Consider the following 22,115-nt stretch of genomic DNA (forward strand, 5'->3'; position numbering starts at 1 on the left):
TTCTGTAATCCTGTCCAAAAACATACTTACTTCTCCTTCACGCAGCGAAATCCCAGGTTGTTGCTGCCGCTGGTGACTTCTCCTTTGCCCCGGCTACCGGCTTTGTACCGGATGCAGTACTGATCGCTGCACAGGAACGACCCGCCCCGCTGCACGCGTTTCACCGCACCGGGCTCTTCGGGGTCGTAGCTATCGGCCGGACCCTGGGGATTCTGGCTGGCACTGACTGCGTAATAATCGGGTCGGTAGTAGTCCTGGCACCACTCCCAGACGTTGCCTTCCATATCGAACAGACCGTAGGCGTTGGCTGGGAACGACTTAACCGGCGCCACCCCCTCATACCCATCCTCCCGGGTATTTTTGTCCGGGAAGTGCCCCTGATGGATGTTCGCAACCCATTTGCCATTTGGCTTCTGCGCCTGACCCCAGTAATACGTCTGGTTATCTTTGCCAGCCCGGGCAGCAAACTCCCACTCGGCTTCGGTGGGCAGGCGTTTGCCCGCCCATGTAGCGTAGGCAGCCGCATCCTCGTAAGAAACGTGGACGACAGGCTCGTTGGCGTGGCCTTTCAGATCGTTGCCGGGCAACGATTTGCCTGGACCAAAAGGCTGTTTCCAGCTAGCACCCTCCTGGTAGTTCCACCACTGGAGGGGATTGTTCAGCGAAACGGCCTGACTGGGGGGCGTAAACACCGCCGAACCAGGCACGAGCTTATCGGCCGGAACGCCCGGGTAATCGTTGGGATTCAGGGGACGCTCGGCCACGGTAACGTAGCCGGTAGCTTTCACAAATTCAGCGAACTGCGCGTTCGTCACCTCATGCTCGTCCATCCAGAAACCAGCCACCGTAACGGCATGAACCGGCCGGGTGTCGACAAACTCATCGGACCCCATCTGGAACGTACCACCCGGTATCCAGGCCATGCCGTCCGTGCTGCCATCGCCCGCGGGCGTGACCGAGGCCGCCTGCTGAATGGCCATCTGCCGGGACGGCATCCCGTTGGCGGCACAGTGCGCAAGGCTGTCGGCGGTACGTTGCGCCTGTTGCTCGGCCGATTGCTGATGTTGACAACCAGAAAACAGGCCGGCAAACGCAGCAAGCAGCGAATGGGCGATAAATCGGTTTCGTATCATGGAATCAATGCATTTGCCTTACTTACTCTTCGCCAGCAACTGAAGCGCTTCGTCGTCTTTGTAGTCAACCATCAGGGCTTTCAGCTGGGCTTTCAGGTCGGTCGTGATTTTTTCGTAACCGGGTTTCCCAAACAGATTGGTTACCTGCTGCGGATCTTTTTTAAGATCGTACAATTCCCAGGTATCCAGCCCACCGTAGAAATGCACCAGCGTATACTGATCGGTGCGGACGCCGAAATGCGGGTAAACGTGGTGCGGTTCGGGAAACTCGTAATAGTGGTAATAAGCCGCCTTACGCCAGGGCGTATCTTTGCCTGCCAGCAGGGGAGCAAACGATTTTCCCTGAATGTCGCCTGGAATTGCGGTTTTGGTCATGTCGAGCAGGGTTGGTGCCCAGTCGATGTTCGACACGATCTGCTCAACCCGGGTGCCAGGTTTGATAACGCCGGGATAACGTATTACGAATGGTGTTTTCAGCGATTCTTCGTAAATAAACCGCTTGTCGAACCAGCCGTGCTCACCCATGTAAAAGCCCTGATCGGACGCATAAATGACAACCGTATTCTTCGCCAGGCCCGACTGATCGAGGTAGTCCAGCAGTCTACCGATGTTGCGGTCGAGGGAGCGGGCGGTGGCCAGGTAATCACGCAGGTAACGCTGGTATTTCCACTGCACCAGTGCGTCACCACTGAGCTTCTTCTGATCAAACTCTTTGCTGACTTTTCCTTCGTAATACGCCATGAACTGCTTTTTCTCCTCAGGCGAAAATCGGTTGTAGGTACCGCTGTGTTCGTAGTCGGCATGGACTTTCAGGTCCTCTTTCAGGCGCATCGTTTTATCGATGGTCATGTCCTGCCTGGCAGCCGCTTCCCGATTCTGGTAGGTGTCGCGGAACGTAGGGGGCACCGGAAAGGTAACGTCATCATAGGCACCCAGGTCCTGCAGGTCGGGCAACCATTCGCGGTGGGTCGCCTTGTGCCCGACAACCATAAAAAAGGGCTTGCCGGCGTCGCGTTTCTTGAGCCAGTCGAGCGAAAGGTCAGTAATTACGTTGCTGACGTATCCCTTATGCCGCACCGTGTCGCCCGACCCATTGACAAAGTCCGGGCTGTAATAATGCCCCTGACCGGGGAGCACGTCCAGATAGTCGAAGCCGTGGGGCAGACTACCCAGGTGCATTTTGCCGATCCAGGCTGTCTGATAGCCGTTCTTCTGTAGCTGTTCCGGGAAGACGGGCTGGTTTATGTCAAACTTCTTTTCGTTCAGCTTGTAGCCGTTCAGATGGCTGTATTTTCCCGTCAGTAACGTCGCCCGGCTGGGGCCGCAGATTGAGTTCGTAACGACGTTATTGAGCAGAATAGCTCCTTCGTTCGCAATCCGGTCGATACTGGGAGTTTTTGTCAGTTTACTGCCGTAGGCGCTGATCGCCTGATACGCGTGGTCGTCCGAAAAGATAAAAATTACGTTGGGACGATCTGTTGACTGAGCGCACGCCTGCCGGCCAACCAAAGGGCTTAGCAAAGCTGCTACCAGGACCGGTAGGTGTAGCAAAGGTTGAAATACAAACTTCAGGATCATAGGGAACAGGGAAAGTTTTGCCGGAACGAGCGTTACATAAACGAGTTCATTGCTGATTCATTGGCCAGTTCTTCGGCATGTTCCTTGCCCAGGTACCGGTCGATGAAATAGTGCGCCACATAGAGCAGGGGCGTCAGTAGAATGGCAGTGGCGGCTTTGTAGATATAATTGATGATCCCAACCGCCAGCACCTGCGTTAGCGACCAGTTGCCAAAAATATAGAACGCAATCCCCAATACCACGAACGAGTCGACCAGTTGTGACACTAAGGTCGAGCCGGTGGCCCGCAGCCATATTTTCTGACTTCCCGTAATCCGGCGCAGCGCGTGAAAAACCGATACGTCCAGAATCTGCCCGATCAGGAAAGCCGTCAGCGAGCCAATTATAATGCCCAGCCCCTGCCGAAAAATCAGCTGAAAGGCATTATTGATGTTGATGGGCTGCCCCGCGCCGTCCGTCGCATTCACGTCGAGCCAGAACTGGGCGGGTGGTAAGGTTGTGACGGCGAAGATGACTACGAAGCTGTAAGCCACGAACCCCGCCGTTAAAAACGAAATCCGCCGGACACCCGCCTTGCCGAAATACTCGTTGATAATATCGGACGTAACAAATACGAACGGCCAGATCACGGCCCCGGCGGTCAGGTTAAAGTCCAGCACAAAATCGCCGAAGAGGTGAATATGAGCGGGTTGTGTACCTAGTAACGTTTCGACCGAAAAAATCTTGACCCCAATAATCTCGGCAATCAGCGTGTTGGTCAGGAAGATCGCGCTGAGGAAGATGTAGAGGTTTGTCCGTTTGTTCGTGAATGAGTAGGAGGGCATAGGTACGTGACGGGTTAAAACGGTGGTTATCTGCGCTTATAAATACCGGCCGTTGCCGTTTTTTCGTAACGTTCGGCCAGGGCCGGCGCGCGCTGGAACAGCTTGTCAATCACGTCCTCATGATCGACAATGTAGTCTGGCGGGTCTTTGCGAAAATGATCGAAAACGTTGATGACAGCTTCGTAATTGTCCAGATTTTTCAGGTCGTACTTGGCCAGGTCCCAGTTCAGGTAAGGCGTTGCCGGGAGGTTATTCCGGTAGGCACTCAAATCTTCGCCAATGATCAGGACGTGCTGATTTTGAATTGTGCGGGGCAGGGGGGAAGGCGGTACCTGAAGCTTCGTCAGCCGGCCCAGATCACTTCTGGGAATCAGCCCGAGGGCCCCCTGATAAAACAACAGTAAGATCAGCGCCATTGCTACGCCGAATGCGATCTCGCCCAGCCAGGCTTTGCGAATGTTCTCGAAGTAAAACACGGCAAAGTAGGCCATGGGCGGAACAAAGCTCAGCAGCGACATGGGGGCCAGAAATGGCGTCAGCAGGGTCGTCAGCAGGGTCGTCACAAACCAGATCATCATGATCTGCTGCACCCGCTGCTGGAAGTTAACGTAGCGGCTGGTTGTGCTGAACAGGCTCAGGAAACCCAGTATCCCCAGCCCCAGCGGAATCAGCAGCGACGCGATCAGCGACTGAAAATCGGACAGTGAATACTGTCGAACCCGGAAGACCGACGACAGTAGATTCCGGTTGAAATCGTCGAGACTGTCGTTGAAATAATAGAACAGGACCGTAACGGCAATTGGAAACAGAAAACCAGACAAGGACAGCGAGTATTGCCGGAACGTAGCGCCCGTATACAGCAGCAGTGAAACCACCGCCCAGAGAATGAACAGGGCCGACGGCAGATAAAACAGCGTAGCAATTCCGATATAAAAACCCACTTCGAAAACCTCGTCCGTAGCGCCCCGTCGCTCCATCTGCCGAATCAGCGTGCCAAACGCCAGCAACAGAAAACTGGTCGACATCAGGACAGGGGACAACGTCAGACAGTCGAATGACAGGTGCAGAAACAGCATGTACACCAGTCCCGGCCAGAACGAGCGGTCGGGAAATACGTCTCGGTTGTTGGTGAGGTAGTTGAAGTAAACGATCTGGAAGACCGAAACTACCGTGGCCGCTATGTGCAGCGCTACCGGCGAGCGTCCGGCAACCGCATGGAGACCCCAGTAGACCAGCGCGGAGAGCGGACTGATGCTGTCCCAGATATCGCGGTAAAGCAGGGCTCCCTGGCTCATTTTTTCCCCAACCAGTAACCAGTTCAGTTCAGGTGTCAGCAGGGGAAAGGGATGCAGCAGCAGGGGTAACCGAATCAGGAGTAACAGACCCAGCAGGCTGACGTACTGATACGGAAAATAAGCACGAAAAAAACGTAACAACGGACGGAAAAGAGTTGGTGACCCCTGCGAAATTACGCCCATTTTCGGCAGAATGGAAAAACCTGCGGATATTTGCCGGTATCTCATCCGGGCAGGCGCTCTAACTGGTTTACCGCTCAGGGCGTGCGATCAACAAACGGATCCTGTTGCAACAGGCAATGCCCCAGTGAATGAATCAACAAAGTTAGGGTACCAGCGTTATAGAAGGGAGCACTGACTCAATTACAGCATCATGGAATCGAAACGACAACAGAAGGTAGCCCGGCAGCTGCAGAAGGATTTAAGCGAGATTTTTCAGCGCGAAGTGCCGCACCTGTTCAACGGAGCATTTATTACGGTTACCAACGTGCGTGTTTCGCCCGATTTAAGCGTTGCCCGTGTGTACCTGAGCTTTCTGGCCACTAAAAATAAAGACCTCCTGCTCGAAACAATTCAGGAGAAAGGTAAAGTCATTCGGCAGCACCTCGGCGACCGCGTTCGCCACCAGCTCCGCATCGTACCCGAACTGGTTTTCTTCATTGACGATACCGCGGAGTATGCCGACAAAATGGAACGTCTCTTTTCCGGCCTCGACATTCCCCCCGCCCCGAAGGAGGAAGACGAAGATCAATGAGCGAATTGTGAATGAGTGAATGAGTGAATACCATCCGGCAAACAAGGTTGCGCCAGCCTATTCACTCATTCGCTCATTCACTCATTCACAATTAAAAATGAACCTCCCCACCTGGATTGCCCGTCGGTATTTTTTCTCGAAGAAGAAGCGCAGTTTCATTAGCTGGCTCTCGGTCCTCTCTATGCTGGGCGTAGGTGTGGGGACAATGGCGCTGGTGGTGGTGCTGTCCGTTTTCAACGGGATGGAGGAGCTGAACCGGCAGATTTTCAAGACCTTCGAAGCGGACATGACCGTATCGCCCCGCCAGGGGAAACGCTTTCTGGCCTCACCGGATCTGGTCAAACGACTGCGCCAGACCCCCGGTGTTTCATTGCTGACGGCCGTGGCGCAGGACAATGCGCTGGCCCGTTACGCCGACGGACAAACGGTGGTGCGCCTGAAGGGGGTAGAGAATAATTACCTGCAACGCCAGCAACTCGACTCGGCTATGATCGACGGCAAGCGGATGCTGGAGAAAGATGGAGTCAACTACGCGGTTGTGGCCGCGGGCGTACAAAGTGATCTGAATATCTCGGTCCTGGACATTCTGGCGCCCCTCGAAATTCTGTATCCGCAGAGCGATCAATCCTTCAACGCTCTTAACCCCGACGCGTTCAACAGCGCTTACATGACCGTTTCGGGCGTTTTCTTCATCGAATCACGGTACGATAATTTCGTGCTGGCTCCCATCACAGTAGCGCGTGATCTGTTTGGCTACGCCGAAAACGAAGTGACCTCGCTCGAAATTCAGCTGACTCCCGGTACTAACGAGAATGCCGCTAAACAGGCCCTGCAGGACGTCGTGGGCGATACGTTGCTGGTGCAGAGCCGCGATGATCTGAACACAGACCTTTATCGGACGATACGTATCGAGAAACTACTCGTTGCCCTTACACTGGGCTTCATCATTCTGGTGGCGTCCATCAACATCTTCTTCTCGCTGTCGATGCTGGTTGTTGAAAAGAAAGAGGATATTAAAATCATGTTTGCCCTGGGCGCTACGTCGGGCCTGATTCGCCGGATTTTCTTGACCGAAGGCGCCATCATTGCGTTATCCGGTGCCTTTGCCGGCCTGGTGCTGGGGATCGGTATCTGTCTGGCTCAGCAGCAGTACGGCTTTATCCGGATGGGAACCGTTAGCTCGGTGATCGACGCCTACCCCGTCCGGCTGGACACTAGTGACGTACTGCTGACCGCCGTGCTGGTTACGGTGCTAACGATGCTGACATCCTGGTTTCCGGCGCAACGTGCCGCCCGAATTGGAGCGATGTAATAAAGCTAACATACTCTGGCAACGCTGGGGTTCGATTAGCAAACAGAATCCCAGCGTTGCCAGAGTTTTCATTTTCCTAAAACTAGCGCACTTTCAGTAACTGACTTACGGCTACCGGACGCCCATCCGACGTTACGCCCTGCACTGTTACGCGGAGTACACTAGCTGTGTCAGACAGGGGAATCCGGAACGAGGTAATGCCCGTTTTGTCTGTAGCCAGCAGGGGACGCCAGTATAAAACGTTCCGGCGATCGGGGAGGGCGCTTCCTGACTCCGACAGGCGGCCGTATTTAGGAACGTAGAAGGTGCGCTCGCTGGGGTAGCCGTGCACCAGTAAATCGGTCTGATTCGCATTCGCACCCGTTTGGGCGAACCGGGCTTTTTTCGAATAGAACGCAATAACACCGTTTGCGCCACGGGCACCAAAAACAGATGCGCCTTCATTTTTGATCAGATCGATGCGCTCGATCTGCGTTGGGTTCAGCATCATCAGGGCGTTTCCTTCTTTGTTTTCGGTTAGGTACGTACCGTCGATCATGTATAAAGGCGACATCTCCTTGAGCCTAGCCTTGGCGGAGAGCATGCTGATGCCGCGAACGGTAACCAGATAACCACCACCCGCATCAGCCGTGTTGGGCCGCACCTGTACGCCACTTAACTGTGCCGCCAACATTTCGTAAGCGTTGCCATACGCCCGTGATTTTTCGTCGAACAATACCGTAACATCGGCTTTGCCGTAGATCGCGTTCTGTTGTGCCTGCCGGGCGGCATCCATATTAGTAGCCCGCACCGTTACCTCACCCAACTGCCGTGCTGACCGGTCCCGGTAGCGATCTGCCGCGCTGATCTGCCGCTGCTGACTAGCCATCAGGAATGGTGTCAAATCCGGTAGGGAGGATGGTTCCGACGATTTCGTGGAGAAATACCCACCCGGCTGATCAAGCCGGATCTGCGCAGTGCTGATCGGTTTGAACGTGGCCGTCGTAACCTGAGGGCGCAGATACATTGTATCGGTCATGCTGAGCCCGTCGATGGTGAAGTGGCCAAACTGATCCGCACGGGCCGATCGGGCGAAAGATTCCCCACGTGGACTGGAGAAGGTTAACAGCACAACCGAGGCTGGAATGGGCTTCTCATTTTTGTCGATGACGTATCCACTTATGCGTTGTCCCTGTAAGGAGGCCAGCTCATTTGCCAATTCTGGCTGAGTAGCTGGTGTCTGCCAGGTAAACCGACGCCAGCCCTGCGTGAGTAATAAGTCGTCCAGGGATTTGCGGCTGGCTTTTCCACCGGTCGTTACGTACTGATTTGCCTCCTCAACCTGGCCTTTTAGCTCTCCGGTTAGCAGCAGGTGCGTACGGATGTTGGCGGATGCGGAGTCTGCTGGTAGTTGGGATTCATCGGTGACCGTAGCGGAGCCAGTGATGGTAAGTGGTTCGTCGAACCCGTCGGCAACGCGTACCGCAAGTTGAACGGTTTCGCGTGGTAGATAGGTCGATTTGTCAGTAATGAGTCGGGCCTGAACCGGAAGCTGCCGATCCGGAATGAATACCAACCGCTCCTGCTGAGGCTGTCCCTGCGCATTGTAGAGCGTTACCTGCGCTAAGCCAACAGGAAGTTTCGCGGTGGGTATTGTTAAACTGGCTTTGCCGGATTGCAGTTGCAGCTTGGTCTGCTGAACGAGTTGCCCCCGGCTTTGTATGGTCAGATAAACCGGCTGTTGCGCCAGCGGGGCAGAAGCCTGTATTTTTAATCGCAACTGGGTGCTATCCGTAACCATGTCTGTTGCCAGCACCAAACCGTTTGGTTCGACAGTGGGCAGAGTTACTGACTGCGCTAAATCCGCACCGGTGGTAACTACCGCCCGATACGTGGTTCCCGCCTGGGGCGTTACGTCGACACTGCCGAAGCCAAGCCGATTGGTAGAGAATCGGCCCAGTTCAGTACCAGCCTGACTGACAAGTCGACCGGTTGTTGCGACGCCTTGTCCTTGTTTGTTGATGGTCTTAATACCCAGCCGGGAAGGCAGACCCGCCACCCAGTGACCACCTTCTGGCAGAAACTGCACGTCCAGCGAATCCGGTATAGTGCGCTCATTTGTCGCAGACCTGCTGGAAGCTAGGGTCGAATCATCGGGATTAGTGGCAACTATCGTCATGTTGCGTTCGAAGGCGGGGCGGGCGTTACGTCGATCACTTTCTGAGTAAGCCTGCAACCGATACGTACCCGTCGCCAGCGAATCGGGCACCCGTAGCCAACCCGCCCCGCGGCCCTCCTGCACCCGTACCCACTGATGGCTCAGGACGCGTCCAGAGGGAGAAAGCAGTTCCAGATGCAGCGGATTATCGCCCGCCAGCTGAGTAACGGGTTCGTGGGTTTGCGGATCGAGGATGTAGCTGCTAAACCAGAGGGTATCGCCCGATAGATAAAGGCCTTTGTCTGTCTGAACGAACACGGTAGGAGCACTATTCTGCTGCTGATTCGTCCAGCGTTTGGCTACCTCCCGGCTGATTGTATCCAGGGGCAGTAGGGTGCCGTCCTCCGTTGGCAGAGCGATAGTCTGTGCGGGAGAAACAGTAGCTGGTTTCCAGTCGGCCGGTAGGAGGTTGGATAGCCGGTCGTCGCTCATGGCCCCCCGGATTTCCAGGCCATTGGGTTGCGCTACCCAGCCGTCGGTGGTCACTAGCGCAGCTTTGCCTTTGGGGAGGTAGACAAGCGAATAAGCGTAAGGCATTTCTTTGTACGGCGTGGTACTGCCCGCCCGCTGGCGAGTATAGAACACTTCCAGCGGTTTGATGCTACGTAGCAGCCGCTCGGTAGCCAGACTCGCGGGTTTAATGATGCTGTCGGCTTGGGCGGGTACCGTAGGCATCCGTTCTGAACGTTGCATTACCGGTACGGACGGGTTCGCTGGCACCGCAAAATTGGCTTCATAAACCAGGAAGCCTTCTTTCTCGTAGGTACCCGCTACCAAGCTGGTGAGCAGATGGCGTAATGAACCCTGGTAAGCTTTTTGACGGTTTTTCTCCCAGCGCTGCGCCTGTTCCGTATTGTCGGGCGTCAGCAACTCAAACCGGCTGGTGCCAGCGTAGTACGTAGCGCCCCGGTGGTGATCGAAATGCAGGAGGCTATAATAGACCCGGTAGCCCAGGGCCAGGTTTTCAATGAGCAGTGGTTCGCTGGCCCGCGCCGTCAGCTTTCCGTCCTGGCTGGTCAGGACAACGGCATCCATATTTTTAATCTGGCAGCGATTGGCAAAAGATGTATTGCCGAGCAGTTCGCGCTCAAACACGCGGACCATCCGGTCATAGGCCCTGGTTCGGCGGGCGGTTACTGTAATGGTTTGTAAAGCTTTGCTTTCCGGCTTGAGGCTAAGCTGTAACGCGCGGTCAGTGGTTAAGCGGAGGGTCTGTCGGCTGGTGACGAAGCCCAGCGCACTGGCTACCAGTTCGGAGGTTCCGGTGGGTAAGCCGGTTAGCTGGTAATTCCCTTGGGCGTCGGCGGTTGTTCCCTGCGTCGATGCGTTCAGATAGACATTGGCAAAGGGAACAGGCTGATTGGTTGCGGCATCCAGCACCCGCCCGGTCAGGGTAATGGTTGTCGATTGTCCGAAGGCCGTGGCCAGCGTTAGGCCCAGGAGTAGAAATAGGCTTACTAGACGTGCGTTCATATCGTAAAAAAACTAAAGCAGGACAGATGATAAGTCGTCTGATAATCAACGACAACTAATTCTGAAAAGCTAGTATACAACGCTAATTACTCATTTAAAAATACCTATCAATAAAATGGCCGTTTACCTGTTGCGAATACGGTAAATAAGTACGGGGTTATTTGCGTAAATAGTGCGTTTTTCGGCGCTCATCCCGGTTTTTAACGCTACTGCCTGCGAAGGAATATTCTCTTCGTGGATGATTGAAATCAGACTGTCGCTAAGCCCGTTGGCAAACGCGTACTCCCGGCAGGCGTTGGCGGCTTCGGTGGCATAGCCCTGCTTCCAGAACTGCGGCAGTATGGAATAGCCAACCTCCAGCTCGTCCAGACCATCAACAACCTGAACGAGCAGGCCGCACTGTCCAACAAACGCGCCCGTCTGTTTGTCGATCAGTACGTTCATGCCGCCTTTGTTGTGCTGGTAGCGGTAAAACGTCTTATCAAACCACTGCTGGCAGTTGCGTACCGGATCGCTGGGTTCCCCCGCCCAGTACTGGGTTGACTGTGGATGGTCGTAGAAAGGAAGCCACGAGTCAAAATCATCAGGCTGCAAGGGCCTGAATCGTAGGCGTTCCGACTCGTGACCGGTGAGAAGATAGCTCATAAACGCAGCAGAAAGACAGAACAGATAGCGTGCTAACTGATAGTTAGTTGTGGTGGTAATCTACCTGATTTCTAGGGATTATTTAAAGCCGAACAGCAGCGGGAGTAGGAAGGTGACGACCGCACTCCAGATGCTGTAGACCGGCAGGAATAGGGTCATGGATTGGCCTACCTGTGAAAGGTCATTTTTACGGAGCATGGTTCCCCAGAGTCGTGTGGCTACGTAGAACAGATGAATGAGGATCAGGACATTGCCGCCCAGTATGGCCAGCCGGTTAGGAGTTATGCCCCATTCGGAAATTCGGAACAGTACGGCCGACAAAGCAATACCATTGATCAGGATCGTCACGGCCGACAGGAAGAAAAGAACAATGCTCTGCATCAGGTTCTTACTGCTAGGAGACGCTTCGGCCACCGAGAAAAAAATAAGCGCCATGACGCCAATCAACAGAAGGTTGAAAATCAGCAGGAACTCCCGGTCGTGATACGGATCTTTCCCCGAGCTGATGGTAGCAACCAGATAAATGATCAGCATAAGCAAGGCTACCGGGCTGAACAGGTTGGCAATGACCGGCGACACTTTGTTGACTAAGCCGGGTTGAACCTGGGTCAGAAACGTAGCAACAATAGGCACGGCTGATAAGCCGCATAGCACGACGTAATTAAAATAAAACTTCTGGATGTGCCAGCCGATTAGTTCGAACAGGCCGATCGTGAGTCCGGTCGTGAGTCCACCCGCGATCAATAACAGGGCCATCATAACGGCCAGCTCACCGTTGTACCGCAGAAAACCCAGCCAGCTGGCTCCGTTTCTCAGCTTTCCGCCACCGAACGTAAATCCCAGCAGGGACCACAGCCACAGGGGTAGGTGAATACAGGATAAAATCAACGTATCGCTGGTTTGGCCTTTGGGCAGCGAGTTGATAAATAGGGCTGCCAGCAGGATAAAGCCAGTCAGCCAGATTCCTGTTTTGCCGGAGATTTCGTTCTTCCAGGCGAAGTAGGCGATTAGCACGGGAAAGACGATGAAGCTGACGTTGCGCGTGTAAAAAAACTCCTGGTCAAGCGACAGAATTTCCGGGAGTTTGGCCAGCAGAGCCGCGCACAGGGCAGCCCCAACAACAAAGATTCGCTCATTGGCGGTGCCCCAGATCAGCTCATCTTGGTTGTAGTTCAAACGCTGATACCAGCCTTCCGCGAGTGGGTTGTCGTGCAGCTGGGGATAGAGGTCGTTGAATGTCGTTTTAAAGGTTGGCTTGTTGGCCCGGTACAACGTTTCCAGCTGTCGGGGGCTGTCCAGGTTCTGTAGGATGTCTTCGCGCATGGGAGTATGGAGTTTTGTAAAGTACTTTGAATTTCAGAGTGAACGGATAAAAAAATTATGTAGTCTTATTGCTCATTATCAGGCGCTCCAGCGCATCCAGGTGATTTCTGAACGCTGTGATTCCCTGCGTAGTGACCTGGTACCGGGTGTTCGGCTTGCGCCCGATAAACTGTTTTTCAACCAGCAGGTAACCCGCTTCTTCCAACGCCCGCAGGTGACTGGACAGGTTGCCGTCAGTGAGCTGTAATGCCTGTTTCAGATACGAGAAGTCCACGCTATCTGCCACCAGCAGAACCGACATAATGCCCAGCCGGGCCCGACTCTCGAAGTCTTTATTGATATGTTTTATGTAGTCATTCACCGTTTCCTGACCAGACTATTATCCCGTTCGCTGATGCGATTGCGAACGGGTTGATTGCTATCATTACCTCACGTTTCCGGCGACAACCAAGCGACCTACTCCTTCTCGTATTTGTAATACAATAGCGCCTCGTAGAGGATATTCAATCCACCAAACCCGACTCCCCAGGCCAGCAGCCCGTACTTGATCCAGAAGCCGGCCAACAGACCAACGATTAGCTGACCCATACCCAGATAACGGAGTTCCGTAAAGGTGTACTTGCTGCTATTGATCAATGCCAGGCCGTAAAAGACGAGCATCGAAGGCGCTACCAGATAAAAGAGCTGGTGATGTACCAGTATTAGACAAAACACCCCACCCGCCAGCAGTGGAATCCCCAGGTTCGTGAACAGACGCTGCCCCTGAATGTGCCAGATGGATTCCTGCGCCTTCCGGGCTTTCAGGCTGGTCAGAAAAAGCACCGATCCCAGCGCCAGCACTAAAGCGGTTCCGGCAACCAGCCCTAGAAATGTACCCGTTTCCTGGGTAAGCTTACCCTGATACAGATCGGCATACGACAGGTTCTGTTGACTCAGATACCAGTATACAACGCCCACACTAACCAGCGCTATAATTCCGGCCACTATGCCTGACAGGCCACTGAGCCAGGTAAAGCGGGAGGAGCGCTGCATCAGGTTGCGAATCTCCTGTAAGGCCGCGAGTTCTTCTTGATGTGCCATGTAAAGTACTTTGAAATCCAAAGTTATAATAAATTGGTTGCACGCAACAGCATACAAGAAAAATTTATGGTTCGTTTGAGAAATTCGTAGTTGTCTGTAGATCAGAACGCCCGCTCCTGACTCAGGAGCGGGCGTTCTGGTGAGATTTTACAGCGTCGTTGTCTTACCAGCTTTTCTTCTTGTGACCGGCAACGGCGTAATACAGAATGAACAGGTAGCAGACACCCACGACCCAGAAACCCTGTTGCGGATGGTCGGATGGGGTAGCCTGCGCGAAGATCAGCGGCAGGACGGCACCACCCGAAATACCCATGATCAGTAAGGCCGAGCCGATTTTAGTGAAACGGCCCAGTCCCCGGATACCCATCGGGAAAATGGCAGGCCACATCAGGGCGTTTGCCAGGCCCATCGCGGCCATCAGGTAAATGGTAGTATAGCCTTCCGAAAAGATCGATAGTGCCGTCAGAATCAGGCCTAGTATGGCCGAGTACGTCAGGGCTTTCTCCTGGGTGATGAATCGGGGAATGGCGATGATACCCACTACGTAACCAACCAGCATGGCGGCCATGGTGTAGGACGTAAAGTGTTTGGCTTCGTCCAGGCTAATGCCCAGATTCCGGCCAAACTGCCCAATGGCATCGCCGGCAATAACTTCAGCGCCAACGTAGAGGAACAGGGCCATAACACCCAGCACGAGGTTCGGGAACTGCAGCACGCTGGTCTTGGCCGTGGTTTTCGCGGCTGTGTCGGGCAGGAGTTCGTCGTCGGCTTCTTCCAGGTCAGGCAAGGGCGAGAAACGGATCAAAATGGCAACTAGTACCAGGAAACCAGCCAGTAGAACGTAGGGCATGATAATCCGGGAGGCCAGATCGTCGAGAAAGACATTCCGCTGGGCTTCGGTCGTAAGGGCCGCCAACTGCGACTCCAGCGTATCGGCATCGCTCAAAATAATGGCTCCCAGAATAAGGGGTACCAAAATCCCGGCCGATTTATTACAGATTCCCAGAATACTGATCCGTTTAGCCGCACTTTCGATGGGCCCCAGGATGCTGGCGTAGGGATTGGTGGCCGTTTGCAGCAGTGTAATACCCATTGCCTGAACGAATAAACCTACCAGGAACAGACCGAAGGTGCGCGATTGTGCCGCCGGAATAAAGATCAGAGAACCCAGTGCCACGATGCCCAGACCCACAATCATCCCATTTTTGAAACCTGTTTTTCGCAGGATAGCCGAGGACGGAATGGCCAGGAACGTAAACGCCATGTAGAACGCCGACGTCACCAGAAAGGCCTGCCAGTCTTCTTTCAGATTACAGACAATCTTGAGGAACGGAATTAGGACACCATTGGTCCAGGTGACGTATCCGAAGGTGAAGAATAGCACACCGATAATGATCAGCGGAACTGTATAGTTCGGGCGGACCTGCGAGGACGGGGGCGTTGCGGTAGGTGTCATGGGCAGTCGACTGCGCGAGGGAGATATTTTAAATTTTTTTACAAATTAAGAAGAGAAACCGGTTCTTGCTACGTCGAGCCATTTAAAATTCGTCGTTGAGGGCAAAAATGGGCTTGTTCGTTTTCCACTTCCCCCGCGTAAAGTCCGGAATGTCAATGGGCTTACTGCCCCCGGCAATACTTTGTTCGGACAAGGGACTGATGGCGCTCCAGGCGGCAGCATCGTATACGTCGATAGGAACGGGGCCTTTCGCTTTAACCGCTTCGATGAAGGCGCGAAGCACGAAGAAGTCAATGCCGCCGTGGCCGCTGTTTTCGGCGGTCTGCGCGTGCCGTTTCCAGAGGGGGTGATCGTATTTGTCCTGGTAAGGCGCGAATGGCTCCCAAGTATGGGCTTTGGGGCTTGTGCCTTCCAGATAGATCATGTCGTTATCGTCCATCCAGATGCCCTGCGTGCCCTGCGCCCGGAACCCCAGCGAGTAGGGGCGGGGCGAGTTGGTATCGTGCATAATGACGATGTTTTCGCCGTTGGCGCACTCGACCATCGTTGTTACTACGTCGCCCAGTTTGAAATTGACCTTGGCATTGGGGTGATTGGCCCCGCCTTTGTCGACAACGTATTTGTGCAGACCCCGGCTTTTGGTGGCCATGCTGGTCAGCCGAACAAACTGATTGCCCCGGTTGATGTTGAGCCAGTGGGCCACGGGTCCCAGGCCGTGGGTAGGGTAGAGATCGCCGTTCCGGTCGACGGAGTGCTGCGTACGCCAGCGGGCTTCCGAATAGGCATTCTTGCCAAACTCCGCCCCAACGCCATGCCCTTTGCCGTCGTTGAATTTGATGTTCCGCAGGTCGTGCTCGTAGCCACAGTGAGCGTAGGTCATCTCGCCGAACAATCCCTGACGAACCATGTTCAGCACGGCCAGTACGTCGCGCCGGTAGCAGACGTTTTCCAGAATCATGCAGGGCATGCCGGTTTTCTCCGACGTATCGACCAGATCCCAGGATTCTTTCAGCTTGACCGTGGCTGATACTTCAACGGCCGCGTATTTGCCCGCTTTCATCGTCGCTACGGCCATCGGTACGTGCCACTCCCAGGGCGTGGCAATGACAACGCCATCCAGGTCGTCGCGTTTGAGCATCTGCAGGAACGCTTCGTCGCCTTTGGAATAGGCTTCGGGTAGGGGGCGACCCGCCTTTTTAATCAGTTCGTTGGTCGCGGCAATGCTGGCCGGATCGGTATCGCAGATCGCGGGAATGACCACATCGTCCCGGAAGAGCGCCTGTGCTACGTGGTTGCGGCCCCGCAGGCCAACGCCGATAAAACCCAGGCGGACTTTGTCGGCCGCTAGTGGGGCCGCTCGCAGCCCTGCACTTGTCAGGATGGATGGAAAAACGGAAGCCGCCGTACTGGTCAGCGCAGCCGAGCGAATAAATTGGCGTCGGGTAGGGGTCATGATAAAACGTTCTCAGAGCAGTTATCTTTTCAAAGAACGTCGTTTCAGGGCAAAAATCATACGGTCCCTAGCGGCCAGTAATGGCTTGGGTTGAATTTTCTACCAGCCATTCGTTACTCTTTTGTGGGTTGCCAGATGCAGTATTCCACAAAACCCACAGTAATTAGAAAAATGAACCAGACGAAACCCGTTTGACTAAAATCAAATGGCTCGCTGTAGGAAAAATGAGTGATAGGCTGCCCTGATGCAACGTCCGTATAGGTCAACGTCAGCGCTACGGAAAGGGCGATTCCGAAAAGTAGCGCTGGCAGTATGATTGACGCAAGCAGGCGAACCGGTTGCGGTTGTTGCGCAAAATACGCCCGTAGTCGCTTGGTAAGTTGGCCCATGATGAAAGAAGGATTGTATGCTTTCAACGAAGCAATTAACCACAGGAAAGTCAATCTGTTACCGTGATGCACACTGATTATTCTTCGGTTGATGAACGAACGCCACTTCCGCTGCCGGAGTTACCTGACCGCATCAACGCAACAGCGGCCAGAAATCAAGTCTCCGGCCGCTGATCATTCTATTTTTCCTGACTAATGTAGGCTTAAAACGCCCACCAGGCGGCCTTGGGATTCGCAGCCCCGATAATAATGGGTTCGCCAATGCGCGGGGTCGTGATATCCAGTCCCTGAGCCGCTTCGGAAGCCAGTAAACGCTGCACGGGTTCGTTCCAGGAATGATTGGCCAGGGAGAACTTGGCCCAGTGCACCGGCAGTAGTGCTTTCGCCCGTAGATCGAGGGCTGCCTGGGCGGTCTGTTCGGGAAACATATGAATGTCGGGCCAGCCTTCGCCGTACTGTCCACACTCCAGAATGGCGAGGTCGAACGGACCGAATTTATCGCCGATTTTCCTGAAATGCGTATCGTAACCCGAATCACCCCCCAGAAACAACTTATCGCCGTGCAGATTCAGCACGTACGACGTCCAGAGCGTTTTGCCCCGGGCCAGACTACGTCCCGAAAAGTGCCGGGCGGGTGTGGCCGTCAGCTCAATATCCGGGCTTAGCTGCTGCGTATCCCACCAGTCGAACTCAACGATCCGATCGGCCGGAACGCCCCAGCGCTGCAGGTGGGCTCCAACTCCCAACCCGGTATAAAACATCTTCACTTTGGGAATCAGTTTGACGATGGTCGCAAAATCGAGGTGGTCATAGTGATCGTGCGAGAGGACAAGCATATCGATAGTGGGCATACTCGCTACGTCGTATACGTTCGAGCCGGGATAGGCGCTGCCGAAAAATGAAACCGGTGACGCATTGCCGCTGAAAACCGGATCGGCCAGAATAGTTGTACCTTTTGATTTGATGAGGTACGACGAATGGCCGAACCAGACAACGGTGGTTTTGTTGTCGGGCAGGGCCTTAAGATCAGTTTTGACCGACGGGAGTGGAGCCGGCGGTACGTTATCTTTAGGCTTGTTGAAAAAGTCGCGCGCCGTCTGCCAGTACGACGTATTTTCGGCGATGACCGCCGTGGGCGACAGGTTCTGAAACGAACCGTTTTTGTAATTAGGGGAACGTTTGATACGTTCCAGACGCTCTCCAGACGGATTAGCGCCAAATGTACTTAACTGCATAACTAAAAAAGCCAGAACGGCCAGTAGAGCAACAATAAGAACGGTGGTAGCAAGCAGGCGTTTGAACAACCTCATGCGCAGAAAACCCAATCGGCCGGCAGCCAGTTCCCAGGCCGGAAGTGGCAATTGACTTGCCGGGGAACGATCATATATCTGGAACCAACCCCGCCGGGCCGGCGTTCTATGGGCGAGAAAACAACAGCGGGCAACACCCGGTTACTCATGGTACAGAAGCGCGTCCAATGGGCACGTGCTGACGTCAGCTGGTGTAGTACACATCCTTTGTGCGGACGAGCTGATCGAACTTTTTTCGAGTCTATTTATGGATATTCTTCGGGCCGAGGCCCCACGGGTTGCGGTGTTCCGCAAGGAGCATTTCAACGCAGCGCACCGGCTGCACAATCCGAACTGGTCGGATGAAAAAAACACGCGCGTTTATGGCAAGTGTAACAATCCAAACTATCACGGCCATAACTACGAACTAATTGTACAGGTGACCGGTCCGATTGATCCCGAAACGGGTTATGTCATCGACATGAAGCAACTGGGCGATCTAATCAAAGAACACGTTACTGAGCGCTTCGACCACAAAAACCTGAACCTCGATACGGTTGAATTTGCCGACCTGAATCCTTCCGCCGAGAACATTGCCATTGTCATTTATTCTATCCTGCGCGATCAACTGGCTGATCACCTGGATCTTAAAGTAAGATTGTATGAAACTGAACGGAATTTCGTCGAGTACCCCGCCTAAAGATGGCCTGTCGAACGGCGCTGCGCTTAACGGTGGTCACAGCGGTTATTTCTCCGACGAATTAGTTGATGAACTCGGTGATATCCACGTTGCTACGTCGATCGATACGCCCCTGCGGGCGGATGCGTTTGCGCTGGACGACGAAACAAAAATCGACCAGATCGAAGGCCATTTTCGGGCCATCATGGAAACCCTGGGCCTCGACCTGACCGACGATAGCCTGCGCGGATCGCCCCGGCGGGTGGCGAAAATGTATGTCAAGGAGATCTTCCGGGGGCTGAACCCCGACAATAAGCCGGCACCGACGTTGTTCGACAACAAGTTTCGCTACAACGAAATGCTGGTCGAGAAAGACATTCTGGTTCAGACGTACTGCGAGCACCATTTCGTGCCCATCATCGGTAAGGCACACGTGGCGTATATTTCCAGCGGCAAGGTAATCGGGCTGTCCAAGCTGAACCGCATTGTCGAGTACTTCTGTAAGCGCCCGCAAGTGCAGGAGCGACTGACGGTGCAGATTGCCGAAGAATTAAAATCTGTCCTGCAAACCGACGATGTAGCGGTGATCATCGATGCCAAACACTTGTGCGTATCGACCCGGGGGGTTCAGGATACCGATTCGTCAACGATCACATCGTCTTACGGCGGTAAATTCAACGAAGACGCTACCCGCCAGGAGTTCCTGCGCTACGTTGCTCAGGCCAGCGTGACGATTTAATCCGGATAAACGAGGAAAGACGGAAGAAGAAAGACTGTAACCTGCTGTCTTTCTTCTTCCGTCTTTCCTCGTTTATTTAAAAATCAACGGGACTGATGCTGCTGAGGACCGAGTTGCTGATAAAGGCGACCCGCTTACTGTCCGGCGACCAGGATGGCGTATTGATCGTTCCCTGACCGCCGTAAACGTAGGCAATCACTTTGGGCTGGCCCTGACCCGAGATGGGTAACAGGCGCAGATAGACGTGTTTATAAAATGGGTGATCGTCGGCTTTAACCTCTTCTTTTAAAAACGACAAAAAAACAATCCACTTGCCGTCCGGCGAAATATGCGGGAACCAGTCGTGAAACTCGCCATTCGTGATGGCTTCCTGTTCGCTGCCATCGGCTTTCATGCGCCAGATCTGCATGGTGCCCGTTCGGGCCGAATTGAAATAAATGTACTTACCGTCCGGCGTGTATTCCGGCCCATCATCCAGCCCTTTCGCATCGGTCAGGCGAACTTCGTCACCCCCAGCCGCTGGTACGCGATAAATGTCAAACTCGCCATTTCGCTGACCCGTAAAGACCAGAAGCTTTTTATCCGGCGACCAGCCATGCAGATACGAGGGTCCCTTTGGCGTAATCTGTTTGGGACTGCCGCCCGTCGTAGGAACGGTGTAAACGATGGAGCCGCCCAGGGCGCTGACACCGCTACTCAGCCCCAGCATTTTACCGTCGAAGGACAAGACGTGGTCGTTGTTGTTATTTTTTACGTCGCCCGTTGGCAAAATACCGGGTTTGCCTTTGGCCAAGTCAAACCGATAAATATGGCCATCCCCATTGTAAATCAGGCTTTTGTTATCAGGTGTCCAGTTCGGTGCCTGAATGGATTTTGGATCGTTATAGATAACCCGGCGGTTACCCGTTGCTACGTCCAGAATTTCCAGATTGCTGGCCAGGTATTGTCTGTAAGGCACTAAATCATCGGGGGCAGGAACGCTAATGCGAACATCCCGGAACGTGCCGCGTTCCAGTACATCTTTGTTGTGGGAACTGACGAACAAACCCACGTAGACCTCGTCGCCCAGCTTCAGATCCGTAACCTGCTCAGTCACGAATGGCTCGCCAAATTTCGCGACTCGCATGGTGTACGTAGTCCCCTTTCGTTCCAGTTGAATTACGTCCGCACCCGTTAGTTTTGAGCGGATTTCGTCTGTATTGGTCCCTTTAGTACGTCGGTATTGCAAGGCAATCAGACCATCGCCGTGCTTGGATATGTTGATGTGGGGGGAGGTACTATCAAGCGTACTGCGCACCATCCAGCCAACTTTGCGGTGCGGGTCAACACCTTGTCCAACCAGATCGGCCCGGGTGTAGAGGATAAAGTCACCGGTCATGCGCTTCCACAGAAACTGAAACTCGTCATGGTCGAACCAGACATTGTAGCCCGATCCCGATAACGCATACTGACGAGATTTGGGATTGTAACTGGCCGATCCCGGCTTCTGAACAGCACCAATATCCGTGTGGCCGTCGAAAAGGCCTAGTTTCTGCTGAGCCCGTGTGCTGATAGCCACAGCGGAGCAGATAAAAAACAGCAACGTCGTCGCTAGAAAACGCATAAGGACAGGGTTTAGAGTTGTACTCATAAAGCCTGCTATACGGGTATTCTAACGATTATATAAAGAACATTTCATACACTTTGAACTGTTCTGATAAGCAAACAAAAAAGCTGTACAGCCGCTTAGTCTGACATCGTTCGATCCATTCAGATTAAAGGGACATGCAAGACAAAAACATTCTGATTATTGGGGCCAGCTCCGGCATTGGCTACGCACTGGCGAAATCACTACAGGACAAAGGGGCTACGCTCTTTACGGCGGGTCGGCAGCAGCCGAATGGCGTCCAGTCGACGCACATGACCTGGGACATTACGCAGACACCTGCTCTCGACGCGCTCAACCAACTGCCCGGTGTACTACACGGCCTGGTGTACTGCCCTGGCACCATAAACCTGAAACCGTTTCAGCGGCTTACCATGGTCGATTATCGGAACGATCTGGAAATCAATGTTCTGGGGGCGGTATCGGCCCTGCAGGCAGCTTATACGCCCCTGAAAGCATCTAAGGGCGCTAGTGTCGTGCTGTTTAGTACCGTAGCGGCTAAACTGGGGATGGGGCTTCATTCGTCGGTATCGGTCGCGAAATCGGCGGTGGAAGGCCTCACAAAGTCGCTGGCGGCTGAATTGGCGCCGTTCAAGGTGCGGGTAAATGCCGTAGCTCCCTCGCTCACCGATACACCCCTGGCTGAATCCGCCGGACTACTGGGCGACGATAACAAGCGGGAGTCGGCCAGCAAACGCCACCCGCTGAACCGCTACGGTACGCCCGACGACATCGCCAGCATGGCCGCCTACCTGCTCTCCGAGCAAGCCTCCTGGATCACCGGGCAGATCATCGGCGTTGACGGGGGCATGGGAAGTTTGAAATAAAGGAGAAAAGGGAGGAAAGAAGTT

Annotated in this window: 19 protein-coding genes; 5 read left to right on the forward strand and 14 right to left on the reverse strand. The window is 54.0% G+C overall.

Annotation, left to right across the window (positions count from 1 at the left end; translation table 11 throughout):
• Positions 1–26: 26 nt before the first annotated feature.
• The 4 genes from HU175_RS11075 to HU175_RS11090 are packed head-to-tail and all read right to left on the reverse strand — an operon-like array spanning position 27 to position 4,971.
• Positions 27–1,133, reverse strand: coding sequence for a formylglycine-generating enzyme family protein (locus HU175_RS11075; protein WP_176566657.1), 1,107 nt, complete (start codon positions 1,131–1,133; stop codon positions 27–29).
• Between the two features lie 18 nt (positions 1,134–1,151).
• Positions 1,152–2,711, reverse strand: coding sequence for a sulfatase (locus HU175_RS11080; RefSeq protein ID WP_176566658.1), 1,560 nt, complete (start codon positions 2,709–2,711; stop codon positions 1,152–1,154).
• Between the two features lie 32 nt (positions 2,712–2,743).
• A complete protein-coding gene (locus tag HU175_RS11085; protein ID WP_176566659.1) occupies positions 2,744–3,535 on the reverse strand; it encodes a queuosine precursor transporter in 792 nt (263 codons plus the stop codon).
• Positions 3,536–3,561: 26 nt separating this feature from the next.
• On the reverse strand, positions 3,562–4,971 hold the full coding sequence (locus tag HU175_RS11090) for a hypothetical protein (protein WP_176566660.1): 1,410 nt from the start codon (positions 4,969–4,971) through the stop codon (positions 3,562–3,564).
• A gap of 232 nt (positions 4,972–5,203) precedes the next feature.
• Between HU175_RS11090 and rbfA the strand changes: the two genes are divergently transcribed.
• Entirely contained in the window at positions 5,204–5,584 is a 381-nt protein-coding gene (gene rbfA / locus HU175_RS11095) for a 30S ribosome-binding factor RbfA (RefSeq protein WP_176566661.1), read from the forward strand.
• A 97-nt stretch (positions 5,585–5,681) separates the two neighbouring features.
• Positions 5,682–6,896 carry an ABC transporter permease gene (locus tag HU175_RS11100; protein WP_176566662.1) on the forward strand — a complete coding sequence of 405 codons (1,215 nt, stop codon included), beginning with the start codon at positions 5,682–5,684 and terminating at the stop codon, positions 6,894–6,896.
• Between the two features lie 82 nt (positions 6,897–6,978).
• Here the strand turns inward: HU175_RS11100 and HU175_RS11105 are convergent, their stop codons facing one another.
• From HU175_RS11105 to HU175_RS11145, 9 genes are all read right to left on the reverse strand, one after another.
• A complete protein-coding gene (locus HU175_RS11105) occupies positions 6,979–10,566 on the reverse strand; it encodes a carboxypeptidase-like regulatory domain-containing protein (protein ID WP_176566663.1) in 3,588 nt (1,195 codons plus the stop codon).
• A gap of 123 nt (positions 10,567–10,689) precedes the next feature.
• Positions 10,690–11,211 carry a GNAT family N-acetyltransferase gene (locus HU175_RS11110; protein ID WP_176566664.1) on the reverse strand — a complete coding sequence of 174 codons (522 nt, stop codon included), beginning with the start codon at positions 11,209–11,211 and terminating at the stop codon, positions 10,690–10,692.
• Positions 11,212–11,289: 78 nt separating this feature from the next.
• Positions 11,290–12,534: a hypothetical protein gene (locus HU175_RS11115; RefSeq protein WP_176566665.1), complete on the reverse strand. Its 1,245-nt coding sequence runs from the start codon at positions 12,532–12,534 to the stop codon at positions 11,290–11,292.
• A 55-nt stretch (positions 12,535–12,589) separates the two neighbouring features.
• Positions 12,590–12,835 (reverse strand): winged helix-turn-helix domain-containing protein, encoded by a 246-nt coding sequence (locus HU175_RS11120; RefSeq protein WP_410528600.1) that lies wholly within the window; start codon positions 12,833–12,835, stop codon positions 12,590–12,592.
• A gap of 155 nt (positions 12,836–12,990) precedes the next feature.
• On the reverse strand, positions 12,991–13,614 hold the full coding sequence (locus tag HU175_RS11125; RefSeq protein WP_176566667.1) for a hypothetical protein: 624 nt from the start codon (positions 13,612–13,614) through the stop codon (positions 12,991–12,993).
• Positions 13,615–13,777: 163 nt separating this feature from the next.
• Positions 13,778–15,070 (reverse strand): sugar MFS transporter, encoded by a 1,293-nt coding sequence (locus HU175_RS11130; protein WP_176566668.1) that lies wholly within the window; start codon positions 15,068–15,070, stop codon positions 13,778–13,780.
• 82 nt (positions 15,071–15,152) lie between these two features.
• Positions 15,153–16,526: a Gfo/Idh/MocA family protein gene (locus tag HU175_RS11135; protein WP_228724422.1), complete on the reverse strand. Its 1,374-nt coding sequence runs from the start codon at positions 16,524–16,526 to the stop codon at positions 15,153–15,155.
• Between the two features lie 110 nt (positions 16,527–16,636).
• The gene (locus HU175_RS11140; protein ID WP_176566670.1) at positions 16,637–16,912 is read right to left on the reverse strand and encodes a hypothetical protein; all 276 of its coding nucleotides are present in this window, start codon (positions 16,910–16,912) and stop codon (positions 16,637–16,639) included.
• A gap of 203 nt (positions 16,913–17,115) precedes the next feature.
• On the reverse strand, positions 17,116–18,222 hold the full coding sequence (locus tag HU175_RS11145) for an MBL fold metallo-hydrolase (RefSeq protein WP_176566671.1): 1,107 nt from the start codon (positions 18,220–18,222) through the stop codon (positions 17,116–17,118).
• Between the two features lie 247 nt (positions 18,223–18,469).
• Between HU175_RS11145 and HU175_RS11150 the strand changes: the two genes are divergently transcribed.
• The gene (locus tag HU175_RS11150; RefSeq protein WP_176566672.1) at positions 18,470–18,901 is read left to right on the forward strand and encodes a 6-pyruvoyl trahydropterin synthase family protein; all 432 of its coding nucleotides are present in this window, start codon (positions 18,470–18,472) and stop codon (positions 18,899–18,901) included.
• Positions 18,864–19,619, forward strand: a complete 756-nt coding sequence (folE, locus tag HU175_RS11155) for a GTP cyclohydrolase I FolE (protein ID WP_176566673.1) — start codon at positions 18,864–18,866, stop codon at positions 19,617–19,619. The genes HU175_RS11150 and folE overlap by 38 nt, the downstream gene beginning before the upstream one ends.
• A 76-nt stretch (positions 19,620–19,695) precedes the next feature.
• Here the strand turns inward: folE and HU175_RS11160 are convergent, their stop codons facing one another.
• Entirely contained in the window at positions 19,696–21,222 is a 1,527-nt protein-coding gene (locus HU175_RS11160; RefSeq protein ID WP_176566674.1) for a TolB family protein, read from the reverse strand.
• A 161-nt stretch (positions 21,223–21,383) separates the two neighbouring features.
• On the opposite strand from HU175_RS11160, the gene HU175_RS11165 reads away from it, so the two are divergent.
• Positions 21,384–22,091 carry an SDR family NAD(P)-dependent oxidoreductase gene (locus HU175_RS11165; protein WP_176566675.1) on the forward strand — a complete coding sequence of 236 codons (708 nt, stop codon included), beginning with the start codon at positions 21,384–21,386 and terminating at the stop codon, positions 22,089–22,091.
• The last annotated feature ends 24 nt before the right edge of the window (positions 22,092–22,115 follow it).

It is taken from the genome of Spirosoma sp. KUDC1026, from assembly GCF_013375035.1.
Classification (GTDB): domain Bacteria; phylum Bacteroidota; class Bacteroidia; order Cytophagales; family Spirosomataceae; genus Spirosoma.